Below are 14,609 nucleotides of genomic sequence, written 5' to 3'. Positions count from 1 at the left end.
ATCAGCGGCCGTACGCCCGCGCGGGGATCTGGGTCGCGAGCTTGCCGCCGGACACGTCCAGCAGCGTGCCCGTGACGTACCCGGCGGCGTCGCTCGCCACGAACACGAGCAGGTCGGCCACGTCGTCGGCGGTCTCCCACCGGCGCAGCGAGAGCGTGTCGAGGAGCCGGTCCTGCGCCGCGGTCGGCATCGTCTCGAACCCGTTCATCGCCGTCGGCACCATGCCGGGCGCGTAGGCGTTCACGGTGATGCCCCACGGCCCGAGCTCCGACGCGAGCACCCGGGTGAACGCCACGACGGCCGACTTCGACGCCGCGTAAGCAGCGCTGCCGACGCTCGGCACGATCGCCGCGAAGGACGCCGCGTTGATGATCCGTCCGCGGCCGGCTCGCTGCATCACGGGCGCGACGGCCTGGCTCACCAGGAAGGTCCCGCCCACGTTCACGTCCATGCAGCGCCGCCAGTCGTCCCACCCGAGGTCCGCCACGGCGCCCTCGACGTTGATGCCGGCGTTGTTGACGAGGACGTCGATCGTCCCGTGGCGTCGGACGACCTCGTCCACCGCGCGGCGGACCGAGTCGGGGTCGGCGACGTTGCACACGATCCGGTCGACCGGCGGCGCACCGGCGGACCGGTCGGCCGCGGACACCCCGGCCCCGGCCACGGACACCCCCGCCCCGGCACCCGCCCCGGCCGATGTCCCGGCGCCGGTCCCGCTCGCCTCCGGCCCGTCGAAGGCCAGGTCGAACGCGACGACCCGGCACCCCTCGGCGTGGAACCGGGCGGCGAGCACGGCACCGATGCCGCGGGCCGCCCCGGTCACGACGACCACGCGGTCGGTCAGGTCGAGGTGCATCGTCGCTCCCGTCGTCGTGCGGTCGTGGTCCGACCGCGCTGGAATAGGCATACCATTCCCGCATGGATGGTGCACGTGTGCTCTGGGTCACCGGCGGCGGCAGCGGGATGGGGGCGGCGAGCGCCCGCGCGGCCGCCCGCGACGGCTGGACGGTGGTGCTGAGCGGCCGCCGGGCGGACCGGCTCGCCGAGGTCGCGGACGCGATCCGCGACGCGGGCGGGACGGCGGACGTGCTGCCACTCGACGCGGCTGACCCGGACGCGGTCGCCGCGGCCGGCGAGACCCTGCTCGCCCGGCACGGACGGCTCGACGGGCTCGTCCTGTCGGCCGGGCTGAACGCGCCCAGGCGTCGCTGGGACGACCAGTCGCTGTCGGACGTCCGCGCGGTGATCGACACCAACCTCACCGCGGTCGTCACGGTCCTCGACCGGGCGCTGCCCGCGCTGCGCGCGTCCGGCGGGACCGTCGTCGTCGTGTCCTCGTACGCCGGCTGGTCGTTCCAGCCCGGTGCCGGGGTCGCGTACTCGGCGTCGAAGACCGCGCTCGGCTCGGTCGTGCGGACCCTCAACCAGCAGGAGGCCGCGCACGGCGTCCGAGCGACCCACCTGTGCCCGGGTGACGTCGCCACCGACTTCCTCGACCAGCGGCCGTCGGTGCCGGACGCGGCCGCCCGTGCGGTGATGCTCCGACCGGACGACGTCGCCCGCGCCGTGTCCTTCGTGCTCGAGGCGCCGTCGCACGTGCGCGTCGACGAGCTCGTGGTCAGTCCGGTGTCGCAGCGGTGATCTTCGACCGGGTGCTCGACGGGCTCGGCTCCGCGATCGTCGACGGGTCGCTGCCCCCGGGGCACCGAGACAGCATCGACGGGTTCGTCTCCCGCACCGGATCGAGCCGCAGCATCGTCCGCGAGGCCGTCCGCGTCCTCGTCGGCCTCGGTCTGCTGAGTGCCGGCCGGCGCGTCGGGCTCCGGGTCCTGCCGGCCTCGGAGTGGGACGTGCTCGACCCCCGCGTCGTCGGGTGGCGGTTGGCGGGTCCTGCGCGCGAGGTGACGCTCGCGGAGCTCCGGGCGCTCCGCCGCGCCGTCGAACCGGCGGCTGCCCGCGCGGCGGCCGGGCGAGCGTCCGACGCGTCGCAGCGTGCGAGCCAGGAGGCGCTGCTCGCCGCCGCCGACCGCCTCGCCGCCGCCACCGGTCCGGACGACGCGGCCACGTTCCTCCAGGCCGACCGCGAGGTCCACCGTCTGGTGCTGGAGCTGTCCGGGAACGCACTGTACGGACGGCTGCACCGGGTCGTCGCCCGGGCCCTCGACGAGCGGGCGGGCATCCGACCCGCGGTCCACGACGTCGGGCTGCACGCCCGGCTCGCCCGCGCCGTCGTCGACGGGGACCCGGACGGCGCGGGCGTGGTGATGACCGAGATCATCGACCGCACGGGCGCATAGGCTCGACGTGTTCGAAGGAGAACCCATGACGTTCAGCGACCTCGTCCCCGACCCCGGCGCGCTCGAGCGCATCGCGACGGGCAGCACCTGGGCCGAGGGCCCGTGCTGGATCCCCGCGACGCGCACGCTGCGGTGGTCGGACATCCCCGGCGACCGTGTCCTGCAGTGGCACGCCGACTCGGGGGAGACCTCGGTGTACGCGCAGGGGGTGGAGTTCACGAACGGGCGCACCCTCGACCGGGACGGCAGCGTCGTGCAGTGCTCGCACGGACACCGACGGGTGGAGCGTGACCGGGACGGTGTCGTCACGCCCGTCGTCGACCGGTGGCACGACGTCCGGCTGAACTCCCCGAACGACGTCGTCGTCGCGCGGGACGGCAGCGTGTGGTTCACCGACCCCGCCTACGGCATCACGCAGCCGCGCGAGGGCCACCCCGGTGAGCGGGAGTACGGCGACCACTGGGTGTTCCGCTGCGGGCCGGACGGCGAGGACCTGCGCCCGGTCGCCACCGACGTCGACGAGCCGAACGGGCTGGCGTTCGACCCGTCCGAGCAGGTGCTCTACGTCGCGAGCTCCTCGGGCGATGAACCGGTGATCCGGGCCTACGACCGGCGCGGTGCCCGGGGCGACCTGCTCAAGAACGGCCGCGTGTTCGCCCGGCTCGAACCGGGCGAGGGCGTCCCGGACGGCATCCGCGTGGACGTCGACGGCAACGTCTGGTCGTCGTCGCACCGCGGTGTGGTCGTGTTCGACCCGCACGGCACCCGGATCGGCGCGGTCGTCGTCCCCGAGGTCACGGCGAACCTCTGCTTCGGGGGCGACGACGGCACGACGCTGTTCCTCGCCGCGACGACGTCCGTGTACCGGATCGCCACCACCACGAGGGACGCCGCTGCCGTATCCTGACCCGGCCATGCAGTGCGACTACTTCGACCGCGGGGTGTGCCGCTCGTGCACGCTCATGGGGCAGCCCTACGCCGAGCAGGTCCTCGACAAGGAACTCCGCACGCGTGAGCTCCTGCACGACGCGGTCGAGGCCGTCGGCGGCCCGGGGACGGTTGAGTGGCTGCCGGCGATCACCAGCCCGGAGTCGGCCTACCGCAACAAGGCGAAGATGGTCGTCGGCGGGACGGTCCAGCAGCCGACCGTCGGCATCCTCGACCACCGGCAGCGCGGGGTCGACCTGCGGCACTGCGGCATCTGCACGCCGGGGATCCAGCACGCGCTGCCGATCCTCGCCGCGTTCGTCGCGGACGCCGGGCTCATCCCCTACGACGTCCCGTCCCGCCGCGGCGAGCTGAAGTTCGTGCTCGTGACGGAGTCGCCCGACGGCGAGCTCATGGTGCGGTTCGTCCTCCGCTCCGAGGGGCAGCTGCCACGGCTCCGGCAGCACCTCGACGCGCTGCACCGGGTGCTGCCGAACGCGGTCGTCGTGACCGCCAACCTGCTGCCGGAGCACAAGGCCGTCACCGAGGGCGAGCGCGAGATCGTCCTCACCGAGCGGCAGACGCTGTCGATGCGGCTCGGCGACGTCACGATGCACCTGCGCCCGCAGAGCTTCTTCCAGACGAACACGCACGTTGCCACCGAGCTGTACGCCCAGGCGTCGGCGTGGATCGACGAGGCTGCTCCGGCGTCCATGTGGGACCTCTACTGCGGCGTCGGCGGGTTCGCCCTGCACGCCGCACGGCCCGGACGCGCGGTGACCGGGATCGAGACCAGCCACGAGGCCGTCCGGTCCGCGAAGCAGTCCGCGCGGGACGCCGGCCTCGAGGACGTGCGCTTCGCCGCCGACGACGCGACCGAGCACGCACTCCGTGCCCGCCCGGACACCGTGCCCGAGCTCGTCGTCGTGAACCCGCCCCGCCGCGGGATCGGCACGGCGCTGTCGACCTGGCTCGAGGAGTCCGACGTCCAGCACGTCGTCTACTCGAGCTGCAACCCGGTGACGCTGGCGAAGGACCTAGCGCGGATGCCGTCGTTCGGTCTCCGGCGTGCGCGGGTGCTCGACATGTTCCCGCAGACGGGCCACCTCGAAGCGGTGACGCTGCTGTCCCGGGCGTGACCGATCGACGGACAGGAGGCGCGGCTCGACGCCGCCACGTGCCTCCAGACCGGCATTGCCAGGGAATTGCCAAGGTCGTGGCACCGGGTCCGAGGCGATGACCATGCCCATGGGCATCGCGGCGTACAGGTTCCTCCTCGCGAGACCCAGCACCGATGGGTAGAACCGTTTGTCTCGGTTTGATAACGGTGCAGAGTTTCCTATGGTGGCCGACCAGGCGCCCCGGCACGAGACCACTGCCCCCGGAGGCGCACCCCACGAAACGACCGCGATCGGTCGGGACGGGCAGTGGCGATCGGCTCTCGATCCGTGGTCCCGGTGGAGCAATCAACCATGAAGAAGCTTTCTCGTACCCGCACCATCGTCGGTGGCCTCGCCTTCGCAGGCATCGCCGCGACGGGTGTCGGCCTCGCGGCGGCGCCCGCGAACGCAGCATCCGGCTCGACCTGGGACGCCCTCGCGCAGTGCGAGTCCGGCGGCAACTGGGCGATCAACACCGGCAACGGCTACTACGGCGGCCTCCAGTTCTCGCTCGGCACCTGGCAGGCGAACGGCGGCTCGGGCAACCCGGCCGCTGCGAGCCGTTCCGCGCAGATCGCCGTCGCCGAGCGCGTCCTCGCCTCGCAGGGCTGGGGCGCATGGCCCGCCTGCTCCGCGAAGCTCGGGCTGAGCGGCACGACCGGTGCCGCTCCGCAGGCCGCTGCCCCGGCCGCGCCGACGCAGCAGGCCGCACCCCAGCAGCAGGCCCCGGCGACGCAGGCCGCGCCGCAGCAGCAGGCGACCGCGCCCGCGACGAAGGCCGCTCCGGCTGCCCCGGCTGCCCCGAGCAAGCCGGCCCCCGTGAAGACCAGTGGCAAGACCTACACGGTCGTGTCCGGCGAGACCCTCGACAGCATCGCGACGAAGCTGAAGATCGACGGCGGCTGGAACGAGCTGTGGGCCGCGAACACGTCGACCATCGACGACGCGAACCTGATCTACGCCGGCCAGGAGCTCCAGCTCCCCGCCTGATCGTTCCTCCGATCGACAGGACGCCCGGTGACCGTGTGGTCACCGGGCGTCCTGCTGTCCGCGGGCGCGGGCGCGGGTGCGGGCGCCTGTGCGGGCACGGGCGCCCGCGCGTGTGCGCGCGCCCGTGCGGATGTGGCTGCTACTGCGGTTCGTCGGCCAGCCAGCCGGCGACGTCGTCGGACCGGAGCGCCTGGGAGAGCGACTGCACGGCGATGGTGTTCACCGCGACGTAGGACTGCCCGTCCGCCGAGGTCCCGCCGCCCGCCGTCGGCATCGTGAACGTCCGGAGGTCCGACGGGCGCATCCCGCGCAGGGACCAGCCGAGGTCGACCATCGTGCCGAAGGTCAGGCCGCGGTCCACCGAGAGGTACTCGCTCGTCGCCCGCACGAAGTCCTGCACGCGCGCCGGGTTCGTGACGGTGTCCCGCGAGAGGAGCCCGTCGACGATCCCGCGCATGAACGCCTGCTGGTTCCGGACCCGGGTGTGGTCGGCGTCGGCGAACGCGTGCCGCTCGCGGACGAACGCCAGGGCCGCTGCGCCGTCGAGGTGGTTCGCCCCCGCCGCGAACGTGTGTCCGGTCGTCGAGAACGCGGTCCGCGACTGCACGGTCACCCCACCGAGCGCGTCGGTCATGTCCGCGAAGCCCGCGAAGTCGATCTCGGCGACGTGGTCGATGCGCACGTCGAGCAGTCGTTCGACGGTCTGCACCGTCAGCGGGACCCCGCCCCAGGAGTACGCCGCGTTGATCTTCGCGGTGCCGTGGCCGGGGACCTCGACCCACGAGTCGCGCATGATCGACATGAGGTACACGCCCTTCCGGTCGGCCGGGACGTGGGCGAGCATCAGGGTGTCCGAGCGTCCGCCGCGTCCGCGGTCGGCACCGGTGGTCGTGGACTGCCGGGAGTCCGAGCCGATGAGCAGGATGTTCTCGGCGCCGTCGGTCGGGGCCGGTCGCGCCCCGGTCGGGAACGGGTCGTCCAGGACGTCCTTGCCGGCGTCGTAGCTCCGGACGAGCCCGCCGACGAAGAGCCCGGCGACGACGGCTGCGACGGTGGCGACGGCGACGAGGACCCCGGCGGTGCCGAGGAGGGCCACGAGCAGCGGACGCCTCCGGCGCTGCTGCCGCCGCGCTCGGCGCCCGTCAACGCGGCCTTCGGCTGCTCGGCGCCCGTCTGCTCGGCGCCCGTCTGCTCGGCGCCCGTCTGCTCGGCGCCCGTCTGCTCGGCGTTCGGGGGTTCGGTGCTCGGACATCGGTGCTCCCGTGGGTCGGGTCGATCTGGTGACCGACCTCACGAGTCTACCGTATGTGGAATATCAACCGCTAGGTGTTCAGTTCGGGCGGTGCTTCGCGAGCAGTGACGTCAGGGCACCCCGGAGTGCCGCGTCGTCGGGCAGGACGTCGCGCTCGATGTGTCGTGCGGTCTCCCAGGCCTCGCGCCCGCGGTCCGTCACGGTGACGATCCGGCGTCGTCGGTCCTCGGGGTGCGCCGAGCGCTCCACCAGGCCGTCGCGCTCCATCCGCTCGAGCGTCCTGGACATCGTCTGCGGCTGCACACGAGCGGTCCGGGCGAGGGTGTCCGCGCCGGTCGGGCCGGTCCGCAGCAGGATGTCGATCGCGATGAGCGCCGCGTGCGGGAGCCCGATCGCGCGGAGCCGCTCGTCCCAGTCCCGCTCGATCGCACGGGCCGCAGCGGAGAGGAGACGCCCGAGCGGCCATGCGTCGGGGGTCTCGTCCATGTCCCGAGTCTACGGAAGCAGGTGGTGCACGCCGCCTGGTAGTCAGCATGCTGACGATCGGAGTACGCTCACGGTCGTGTCCCGCTCCCTCCGCATCGTCCTCCCCGCGCTCGTCATCGTGGTCTGGCTCGCGATCGCCTCCGTCGGCGGTCCGTTCTTCGGCAAGATCTCCGAGGTGTCCACGAACGACCAGACGTCGTTCCTGCCGGCGTCGGCGGACGCGACCAGGGTGCAGGAGCGTGCGTCGGAGTTCCGGCAGGCCTCCGGCGCCCCGGCGATCGTCGTGCTCGAACGCGACGGCGGCCTCACCGCGGCGGACCAGCGTGCCGCCGCGACCCTGGCGGAGCGACTCGGGGACCGCGACGACGTGCAGGCTGTCAGCCCGGTGATCCCCAGCGAGGACGGCGACGCGGTCGAGATCGTCGCGACGCTCACGCAGGACGCCGACACCGGCACCGCGGTCGAGGCGGTGCGTGCCGACGTCGAGGACACCCTGCCGTCCGGGGTGCGGGGCTACGTCACCGGACCGGCCGGGTTCACCGCCGACCTGACGGAGGCGTTCGCCGGCATCGACGGCCTGCTGCTGGGTGTGGCGCTCGCCGCGGTCTTCGTGATCCTCATCGTCGTCTACCGCTCACCCCTCCTGCCGATCCTCGTGCTCGGCACCGCGACCTTCGCCCTGTGCGCCTCGATCCTCGTCGTGTGGTGGCTCGCCAAGGCCGACATCGTGACGGTGAACGGCCAGGTGCAGGGGATCCTGTCGATCCTCGTGATCGGTGCGGCGACCGACTACGCGCTCCTCTACACCGCGCGCTTCCGCGAGGCGCTCCGCGACCACCGCACCGGGTGGGACGCGACGAAGGCCGCGCTGCGGGGCAGCCTCGAACCGATCCTGGCGTCGGGCGGCACCGTGATCGTCGGCGTGCTCTGCCTGCTCCTCTCGGACCTCAACTCGAACAAGGCGCTCGGTCCCGTCGCGGCCATCGGCATCGCGTTCAGCCTCCTCGCGGCGCTCACGCTGCTGCCCGCGCTCCTGCTGGCGTTCCGGCGTGCGGCCTTCTGGCCCCTCCGGCCGAAGTACGGCAGCGCGCACCCCGTCCTGACCGGGCCCGACGCCCGCGGGATCTGGGCACGGGTGGGCCGGCTCGTCGCCCGACGCTCCCGGGTGGTCTGGATCGTGTGCACGGTCGGGCTCCTCGCGATGGGCAGCGGACTCATCGGGCTCGAGGCCGACGGGGTCCCGCAGAGCGACCTCGTCATCGGCAGCTCGCAGGCGCGGGACGGCCAGGACGTCCTCGCCGACCACTTCCCGGGCGGTTCCGGCAGCCCGGCGCAGGTCATCGGCGCCGCGTCGGAGACCGACGCGCTCGCCGCCGCGATCACCGGCGTCGACGGCGTGGACAGCGTCGTGGCGGCGGCGAAGGACTCCCCGTCCGGCACCGTCCCCGTGGCGACGAGCGGCAACCAGGGCGGCACCGCCGGTGCGACCCCGACCGTCTCCCGCGGCGACGTCCTGCTCGAGGCGACGCTGTCCGACCCGGCCGACTCCGACGCGGCCGAGCAGACCGTGCGCGACCTCCGGACGGCGGTCGAGCGGGTGGACCCCGACGCGATCGTCGGCGGTGCGACGGCCACCGCGGTCGACACGAACGACACCGGCATCCGTGACCGCACCCTGATCATCCCGGTCGTGCTCGCGGTCATCCTGCTCATCCTGATGCTGCTGCTCCGGAGCATCGTGGCGCCGCTCGTGCTCATCGGCAGCGTGATCGTGTCGTTCGCCGCGGCGCTCGGGGTGGGTGCCCTCGTCTTCGACCACGTCTTCCACTTCCCCGGGGCCGACCCGAGCGTCCCGCTGTACTCGTTCGTGTTCCTCGTGGCGCTCGGCGTGGACTACAACATCTTCCTCATGACCCGCGTGCGCGAAGAGGCCCTCAAGCACGGCCGCGAGAGGGCGTGCTGCGCGGACTCGGCGTCACCGGCGGAGTGATCACCTCGGCTGGGGTGGTGCTCGCGGCGACCTTCGCGGCGCTCGGCGTCATCCCGATCCTCTTCCTCGTGCAGATCGCGTTCGTGGTCGCGTTCGGGGTGCTGCTCGACACGATCGTGGTCCGGTCGCTGCTCGTCCCGGCGCTCGCGTACGACCTCGGACGCCGGGCCTGGTGGCCGTCGCGCCTGTCGCGTCCGGCCCATCACATGTGACACGCTGGGCGCATGCCAGTTCCTTCGACGCAGCCCGCCGCCGAGCGGAAGCTCCTCCGCGACACCGTGCAGGACAAGATCCGGGACGCGATCATGGACGGCACGCTGGAGCCCGGGGAACGGCTCAACGACGACGACCTCATCGCGTGGCTCGGTGTCTCCCGCACCCCCATCCGCGAGGCCCTCGCCGAGCTCGCCCGCGCCGGGCTCATCGAGATGGCCCCGAACCGGTACACCCGGGTCGCCGCGCCGTCCAAGGACGAGCTGCTCGACGCGTACCGGACGCTCGGCGTCATCTACGGCGGCGTCGCCCGGCTCGCGACGCCGCGGTTCACCGACGCACAGCGCAAGAAGGTCGTGAAGACCCTCGACGACGTGACGGCGCAGGTCGAGGCGCAGCGGCAGGGGGACGTCGCGCACCACGGCGCCGACATCTACGCGCTGTGGGCCGACCACTGCGGCAACCCGTCGCTCGAGCAGCTCTGCCGGTCGACGACGGACGGACTCGCGTTCAAGCTGCGGGTGCCGGAGCTCGCCGAGCTGATCCCGGCCGAGGTGGTGCTGCCCGAGCTCGAGAAGCTCAAGGCCGCGGTCACTGCGAAGGACCCGATCGCCGCCGAGCTCGCCATGGAGGCGATCCACCTGCTCCCGTCCCGCGCCTGACGCGGGACGGGTGACGCGGGACGCGACCACCTGACGGACGGGAGGCGCGGTGCCAGCCGGCACCGCGCCTCCCGTCCGTCAGTGCGTGGGTCCGTCAGCGCGCGACGGCGGGATCGCGGCGACCTGCCAGGCAGGTTTGATGTTCGGAGAGCATCCGCCCGTTATGGTTTGCGGGTGACGAACGAGCCCGAGCAGACGATCGGTCGCGGCCGCCGCGGCTTCACGCCTCCGCGGCACGGCCGCCAGAAGCGACGCGGCGGGGTGGTGCTCCCCGCGATCGCGGGTGTGCTCACCATGGGCCTCGCACTCGGTGGCGGCTACGCCGCGTACGCCTACGGATCGCTGTCGAACGGCGTCACGAAGATCAACGCGATCACCGGCAGCACCACGAAGAAGGACGACGTCGACGGCCAGGCGCAGAACATCCTGCTGGTCGGCGACGACCACCGGCCGGACAACGCGACGCCCGAGGAGATGGCGGAGCTGAGCACGACGTCCGACGGCGGCGCGACGAACACCGACACGATGATCGTCCTGCACATCAACGCCGACGGATCGCAGGCGACGATGATCTCGTTCCCGCGTGACTCCTACGTCGACATCCCTGGTGTCGGCAAGGGCAAGCTCAACAGCGCGTTCTACTACGGCACGCTCAACGGCGGTGGCGACACCGGCGGTGCGAAGCTGCTCATCAAGACGATCCAGAACCTCAGCGGCCTGACGATCGACCACTACGTGCGCGTCTCGCTGCTCGGCTTCTACCAGGTGGTCAAGGAGCTCGGTCCGGTCGACGTCTGCCTCAACAACGCCGTCAACGACCCGTACTCGGGCGTGAACCTGCCGAAGGGGAACTCGACCCTCGACGCGAAGCAAGCGCTGTCCTTCGTCCGGCAGCGGCACGGCCTGCCGAACGGCGACCTCGACCGCAACGTCCGGCAGCAGTACTTCCTGTCGCAGGAGGCCCGCAAGGTGCTCTCCGCCGGGACGCTGCTCAACCCGATCAAGATGGGCAACATCCTCAAGGCCGTCGGCGGCTCGATCCAGACCGACACCGACCTGATCAACCTGGCGTCCCAGATGCGGAACCTGCGTCCGGGGAACATCCAGTCGGCGACCATCCCGACCCTCGGCACCCCGACGATCACGGTGAACGGGGCACCGCTCTCCATCGTCGAGGTGGACACGGTCGGCCTGCCCGCCTTCGTGCAGAACCTCGTCGGCGAGCCCGAGGAGTACACCAAGGCGGGCCGCGCGCAGCCCGCGGCGACCTCGGTGACCGTGCTGAACGGCAGCGGCGTCACCGGTGCGGCCAGCGCAGCCGGGACGGTCCTCACGGCGCGCGGCTTCCAGGTCGGGACCCCCGGGTCGTCCGACCTCACGAAGGCCACGCAGGTGCAGTACCCGGCGGGCCTCGAGAAGCAGGCCAAGGCGGTCGTGAACGTCGTCCCCGGCGCTGTCGCGGTCCGGACGAGCGCGGTGACCGGCGTGACGCTGGTGCTCGGCTCGGACGGCAAGACGGTGACCCCGGTCCCCGCGGCCGGCAGCAGTGCCTCGAGCCCGGCGGCCGGCTCCGGTTCGTCCGAGGCCGGGTCGACGGCGTCGAAGCCCGCCGCCACGAAGTCCGCGTCCTCCGAGCCGAAGCCGTCGTCGACCGACGTGAAGAGCTACGGCAAGGAAGGCGTCTGCATCAACTGACGCCGGCCCCGGCCCCGGCCGCGGCCGCGTGCCGGCGGATCGCCTCGAGGGCCGTGTCCAGTCCGATCGCGAGCGGTCGGACGTCGCGCTGGACCTGCGCCAGGAGCAGGCCGCCCTGGAGCGCGACCAGCACGGCCGTCGCGAGCGCCGCGGGATCGGCGTCGGGGTCGAGCAGGCCGCGGTCGCGCATCGTGCCGAGGCCGTCACGGAACGCCTGCTCCCAGCGGGCGAACCCGGCGGCCACGAGGTCCCGGGTGTCGGTGTCCCGCTCGGCGACCTCGGAGCCGAGCGTCCCGAGCGGGCAGCCACCGACGCAGCCGCCCGCCTCGGCACCCCGCACCGTCCGGTCGCGCCAGCGCTGCCACGCGTCGAAGGTCGTGAGGTCCTCGTCGTCCAGGCCCTGGCGGGCGATGATCGCGTCGGTCTGCTGCCGGACGACGTCGCGCACGAGCTCCTGCTTGTCGACGAAGTAGTGGTACAGCTGCGACCGTCCGACGGTGGCGGCTGCGCCGATGTCGTCGAGCGTCGTGCCCGCGATGCCGCGCGTCAGCATGAGTCCGGCCGCCGCGTCGACGATCCGACGCCGGGTCGCCAGGCCCTTCGGCGTCGTGCGGCGAGCGGGCAGCTGGGCGGGTGACCGGCGCATGCCCAGAGTGTACTTGCAAGTACATCTGCCGTACGTGACATTCAGGGGGTGGACGACGACCTGCTCGCCGAGCGCGACGAAGAACGCGCGCTGCTCCTCGCCGTCGCGGCTGGGGACCGTGACGCCTTCACCCGGCTGCACCAGCGCTTCCGGCCGCTCGTCGAACGGTACGTCCGTCACCAGCTGGTGGACCCGTGGCAAGCGGAGGAGGTCGTCCAGGACGTGTTCCTCGAGCTCTGGCAGATCGCCGACCGGTTCGACCCGGCGCACACGGCGATCGCGTGGATCCGGACGATCGCGCACCGTCGGGCGATCGACCGCGTCCGGAAGAGCCGGGCGGACCGCGACCGCGACCGACGGATCGGTGCGCGGGACACGGAACTCGTCGACCACGCGAGCGTCGAGCGGGCCGAGAGCGTCCTCGACCGGGTGGCACTGCACCGTGCCGTCGCCGCGCTCCCCGGTCGTCAGCGCGAAGCAGTCGTCCTGCGGCACCTGGTCGGGATGTCCGGGCCCGAGCTGGCCGAGCGACTCGGCGTGCCGGTCGGCACGGCGAAGACCCGCGCGCGTGACGGGGTCGTCGCGCTGCGGCGGGTCCTGGTGCCCTGAGTCCGGCGGTGGGTAGGTTCGACGGGTGAGCAACGCAGCGCGTCCGATCACCCTGATGACCTACAACGTCAAGAACCCCGATCCCGCCCACGACTGGCCCGCTCGACTGCCCGTCCTGCTCGACGTGATCCGGCGGCACGACCCCGACATCGTGTGCGTGCAGGAGGCCTTCGCGCACCAGATGGACGACCTCCGGGCCGGGCTCCCCGACCACGGCGACGTCGGTCAGGGACGCGAGGGCGGCACCGCCGGCGAGCACGCGGCCGTCTTCTTCCGACGCAGTCGGCTCCGGCCCGTCGACGAGGGAACCTTCTGGCTGTCGGACACCCCGGACGAGCCGGTGTCGAACACCTGGGGCAGCGTGTTCCCCCGCGTGGCGAACCACGCGCGGTTCCTCGATGCCGAGGGCGAGGCCTTCACGCTCCTGACGACGCACCTCGACCACGAGGTCGGTCCGCACGGCGACGACGTCCGGGCACGGAGCACCGCGCTCCTCGTCGAGCGCCTCAGCACGGCGGAGGGCCCGGTCGTGGTCGCCGGGGACTGCAACGAGCCCGCGGGAGCGGGTGCCGCGTCACGGGTGCTCGAGTCAGCCGGGTTCGAGGACGCCTGGCTCGTCGGCGGGGACCCCGCCGACCGGACGGCCACGTTCAACGACTGGGAGTCGCCGGTGGACTCGGGCGAGCGCATCGACTGGGTCTACACGCGGGGGATCGCCGGGGTCGACCGCGTCGTCATCGACCACGACGGCCCGGAGACGTGGTTCGCGAGCGACCACTTCCCGGTGGTGGCGACGCTGCGGATCTGACCGCGCCCGTCAGCAGGAGCGCTTGGCGTGCACCGGCATCGGTGATCCGAGCACCGTGACCGTGGTGTCGTCGGTCAGGGCCGAGACGCCGTTCGTGCCCAGGTCGGCCGCGGTGTCGGTGTCGGCGTCCGCGTCGCCGTCATCCGAGCGGTCGGACTCGTCGTGCTCCGGGGCCCACCCGGGTTCGAGGAGCAGCTGGTACGCGCGGGCGTCGTCGGAACCGAGGGACATGCGGTCGGTCGACGGTGCGTCCTCGATCGCGGTGCGGAGGTCGTCGCCGACCTGGACGCCGCCCGGCCCGTGCAGCTCGACCTCGTCGCCGGTGCGGGAGCGCACGCTGTCCCGCAGGACCCGGATCTCGACCGCGTTGCCGGCGGCAGCCGGTGTCGTGAGCGCGGCCACGCGGACGGCGCCGCCCCAGGTGTAGGTCGTCCCGGACGGGAAGCAGGCGCCGCCGACACCCTCGGCCGTCTGCGTGCGCGACGGGGTGCCGAGCAGGCGGTTCAGGAGCCCGACCATGGTGCGGGCGTCGCGCATCGACGCCTCGGTGACGATCTTGTCGCCGCGACGGAACACGAGCGACTCGGCGTCGAGCTCGATCGAGTCGACGCGCTTGAGCTTCGCGGTCGTGACCCTCGGGGTCTCGTGGGGGACCGGACCCGGGCCGAGTTCGGCGGCGGTGACCCGGTCGGTCCCGGTGCCGACCGTGCCGTCGACGGCGACCGTGCCGGCCGAGAAGGCGAGCACGGCGGCGCTCAGCGCCAGCACGGTCCGGAAGGTCACCACTCGACGGTACGACGCCGGACCGTCCTGGACGACGGGTGTTACCGAATCGGAGCCGGGCCGTCACCGGACCGTGACATTCGTCGGTGAC

General features: G+C 72.8%; 14 protein-coding genes and 1 pseudogene. 10 read left to right on the top strand and 5 right to left on the bottom strand.

Features of this window, described 5'->3' with window-relative positions; translation table 11 throughout:
- Nucleotide 1: 1 nt before the first annotated feature.
- A complete protein-coding gene (locus ACQXVK_RS15340) occupies nucleotides 2-856 on the bottom strand; it encodes an SDR family NAD(P)-dependent oxidoreductase (RefSeq protein WP_430854143.1) in 855 nt (284 codons plus the stop codon).
- Nucleotides 857-918: 62 nt separating this feature from the next.
- On the opposite strand from ACQXVK_RS15340, the gene ACQXVK_RS15335 reads away from it, so the two are divergent.
- The 5 genes from ACQXVK_RS15335 to ACQXVK_RS15315 all read left to right on the top strand — a co-directional run bounded on the left by ACQXVK_RS15335 (nucleotide 919) and on the right by ACQXVK_RS15315 (nucleotide 5,374).
- The gene (locus ACQXVK_RS15335) at nucleotides 919-1,641 is read left to right on the top strand and encodes an SDR family oxidoreductase (RefSeq protein WP_022907810.1); all 723 of its coding nucleotides are present in this window, start codon (nucleotides 919-921) and stop codon (nucleotides 1,639-1,641) included.
- Nucleotides 1,638-2,297 (top strand): FadR/GntR family transcriptional regulator, encoded by a 660-nt coding sequence (locus tag ACQXVK_RS15330; RefSeq protein ID WP_430854142.1) that lies wholly within the window; start codon nucleotides 1,638-1,640, stop codon nucleotides 2,295-2,297. Before ACQXVK_RS15335 ends, ACQXVK_RS15330 begins: the two co-directional genes overlap by 4 nt.
- Nucleotides 2,298-2,322: 25 nt before the next feature.
- Nucleotides 2,323-3,204: an SMP-30/gluconolactonase/LRE family protein gene (locus ACQXVK_RS15325; RefSeq protein WP_430854141.1), complete on the top strand. Its 882-nt coding sequence runs from the start codon at nucleotides 2,323-2,325 to the stop codon at nucleotides 3,202-3,204.
- Nucleotides 3,205-3,211: 7 nt separating this feature from the next.
- Nucleotides 3,212-4,363, top strand: a complete 1,152-nt coding sequence (gene rlmC, locus ACQXVK_RS15320; RefSeq protein WP_022907813.1) for a 23S rRNA (uracil(747)-C(5))-methyltransferase RlmC — start codon at nucleotides 3,212-3,214, stop codon at nucleotides 4,361-4,363.
- Nucleotides 4,364-4,696: 333 nt separating this feature from the next.
- Nucleotides 4,697-5,374, top strand: coding sequence for a transglycosylase family protein (locus tag ACQXVK_RS15315; RefSeq protein WP_022907814.1), 678 nt, complete (start codon nucleotides 4,697-4,699; stop codon nucleotides 5,372-5,374).
- A gap of 139 nt (nucleotides 5,375-5,513) precedes the next feature.
- Here the strand turns inward: ACQXVK_RS15315 and ACQXVK_RS15310 are convergent, their stop codons facing one another.
- Both ACQXVK_RS15310 and ACQXVK_RS15305 read right to left on the bottom strand, forming a co-directional pair.
- Nucleotides 5,514-6,470 carry an LCP family protein gene (locus tag ACQXVK_RS15310; RefSeq protein WP_430854140.1) on the bottom strand — a complete coding sequence of 319 codons (957 nt, stop codon included), beginning with the start codon at nucleotides 6,468-6,470 and terminating at the stop codon, nucleotides 5,514-5,516.
- A gap of 234 nt (nucleotides 6,471-6,704) precedes the next feature.
- Complete coding sequence (locus tag ACQXVK_RS15305) at nucleotides 6,705-7,112, bottom strand: MarR family winged helix-turn-helix transcriptional regulator (RefSeq protein WP_022907816.1); 408 nt, start codon at nucleotides 7,110-7,112, stop codon at nucleotides 6,705-6,707.
- Here ACQXVK_RS15305 and ACQXVK_RS15300 point away from each other — a divergent pair.
- The 3 genes and pseudogenes from ACQXVK_RS15300 (at nucleotide 7,111) to ACQXVK_RS15290 (ending at nucleotide 11,672) form a co-directional block, all read left to right on the top strand.
- Nucleotides 7,111-9,314: pseudogene (locus tag ACQXVK_RS15300) on the top strand (MMPL family transporter). The gene ACQXVK_RS15305 and the pseudogene ACQXVK_RS15300 overlap by 2 nt on opposite strands.
- Nucleotides 9,315-9,326: 12 nt before the next feature.
- Nucleotides 9,327-9,977, top strand: a complete 651-nt coding sequence (locus tag ACQXVK_RS15295) for a GntR family transcriptional regulator (protein ID WP_022907818.1) — start codon at nucleotides 9,327-9,329, stop codon at nucleotides 9,975-9,977.
- A 174-nt stretch (nucleotides 9,978-10,151) separates the two neighbouring features.
- Complete coding sequence (locus tag ACQXVK_RS15290) at nucleotides 10,152-11,672, top strand: LCP family protein (RefSeq protein WP_022907819.1); 1,521 nt, start codon at nucleotides 10,152-10,154, stop codon at nucleotides 11,670-11,672.
- Here the strand turns inward: ACQXVK_RS15290 and ACQXVK_RS15285 are convergent.
- On the bottom strand, nucleotides 11,665-12,318 hold the full coding sequence (locus ACQXVK_RS15285) for a TetR/AcrR family transcriptional regulator (protein WP_430854139.1): 654 nt from the start codon (nucleotides 12,316-12,318) through the stop codon (nucleotides 11,665-11,667). The genes ACQXVK_RS15290 and ACQXVK_RS15285 overlap by 8 nt on opposite strands.
- Nucleotides 12,319-12,366: 48 nt before the next feature.
- On the opposite strand from ACQXVK_RS15285, the gene ACQXVK_RS15280 reads away from it, so the two are divergent.
- Nucleotides 12,367-12,927 (top strand): sigma-70 family RNA polymerase sigma factor, encoded by a 561-nt coding sequence (locus tag ACQXVK_RS15280; RefSeq protein ID WP_022907821.1) that lies wholly within the window; start codon nucleotides 12,367-12,369, stop codon nucleotides 12,925-12,927.
- A gap of 25 nt (nucleotides 12,928-12,952) precedes the next feature.
- Nucleotides 12,953-13,735, top strand: coding sequence for an endonuclease/exonuclease/phosphatase family protein (locus ACQXVK_RS15275; protein ID WP_430854138.1), 783 nt, complete (start codon nucleotides 12,953-12,955; stop codon nucleotides 13,733-13,735).
- A 9-nt stretch (nucleotides 13,736-13,744) separates the two neighbouring features.
- On the opposite strand, the gene ACQXVK_RS15270 is transcribed toward ACQXVK_RS15275, so the two are convergent.
- Nucleotides 13,745-14,518, bottom strand: coding sequence for a hypothetical protein (locus tag ACQXVK_RS15270; RefSeq protein WP_430854137.1), 774 nt, complete (start codon nucleotides 14,516-14,518; stop codon nucleotides 13,745-13,747).
- Between the last annotated feature and the right edge of the window lie 91 nt (nucleotides 14,519-14,609).

The organism is Curtobacterium sp. AB451, assembly GCF_050585845.1.
Classification (GTDB): domain Bacteria; phylum Actinomycetota; class Actinomycetes; order Actinomycetales; family Microbacteriaceae; genus Curtobacterium.
The sequence above is the reverse complement of the archived record's forward strand: the minus strand, read 5'-3'. Positions and strand labels throughout refer to the sequence as shown.

Coding starts and splice junctions, on each gene's coding strand:
- ACQXVK_RS15340 (WP_430854143.1), bottom strand. CDS start 856: ATGCACCTCGACCTGACCGACCGCGTGGTCGTCGTGACCGGGGCGGCC.
- ACQXVK_RS15335 (WP_022907810.1), top strand. CDS start 919: ATGGATGGTGCACGTGTGCTCTGGGTCACCGGCGGCGGCAGCGGGATG.
- ACQXVK_RS15325 (WP_430854141.1), top strand. CDS start 2,323: ATGACGTTCAGCGACCTCGTCCCCGACCCCGGCGCGCTCGAGCGCATC.
- rlmC (WP_022907813.1), top strand. CDS start 3,212: ATGCAGTGCGACTACTTCGACCGCGGGGTGTGCCGCTCGTGCACGCTC.
- ACQXVK_RS15315 (WP_022907814.1), top strand. CDS start 4,697: ATGAAGAAGCTTTCTCGTACCCGCACCATCGTCGGTGGCCTCGCCTTC.
- ACQXVK_RS15305 (WP_022907816.1), bottom strand. CDS start 7,112: ATGGACGAGACCCCCGACGCATGGCCGCTCGGGCGTCTCCTCTCCGCT.
- ACQXVK_RS15295 (WP_022907818.1), top strand. CDS start 9,327: ATGCCAGTTCCTTCGACGCAGCCCGCCGCCGAGCGGAAGCTCCTCCGC.
- ACQXVK_RS15285 (WP_430854139.1), bottom strand. CDS start 12,318: ATGCGCCGGTCACCCGCCCAGCTGCCCGCTCGCCGCACGACGCCGAAG.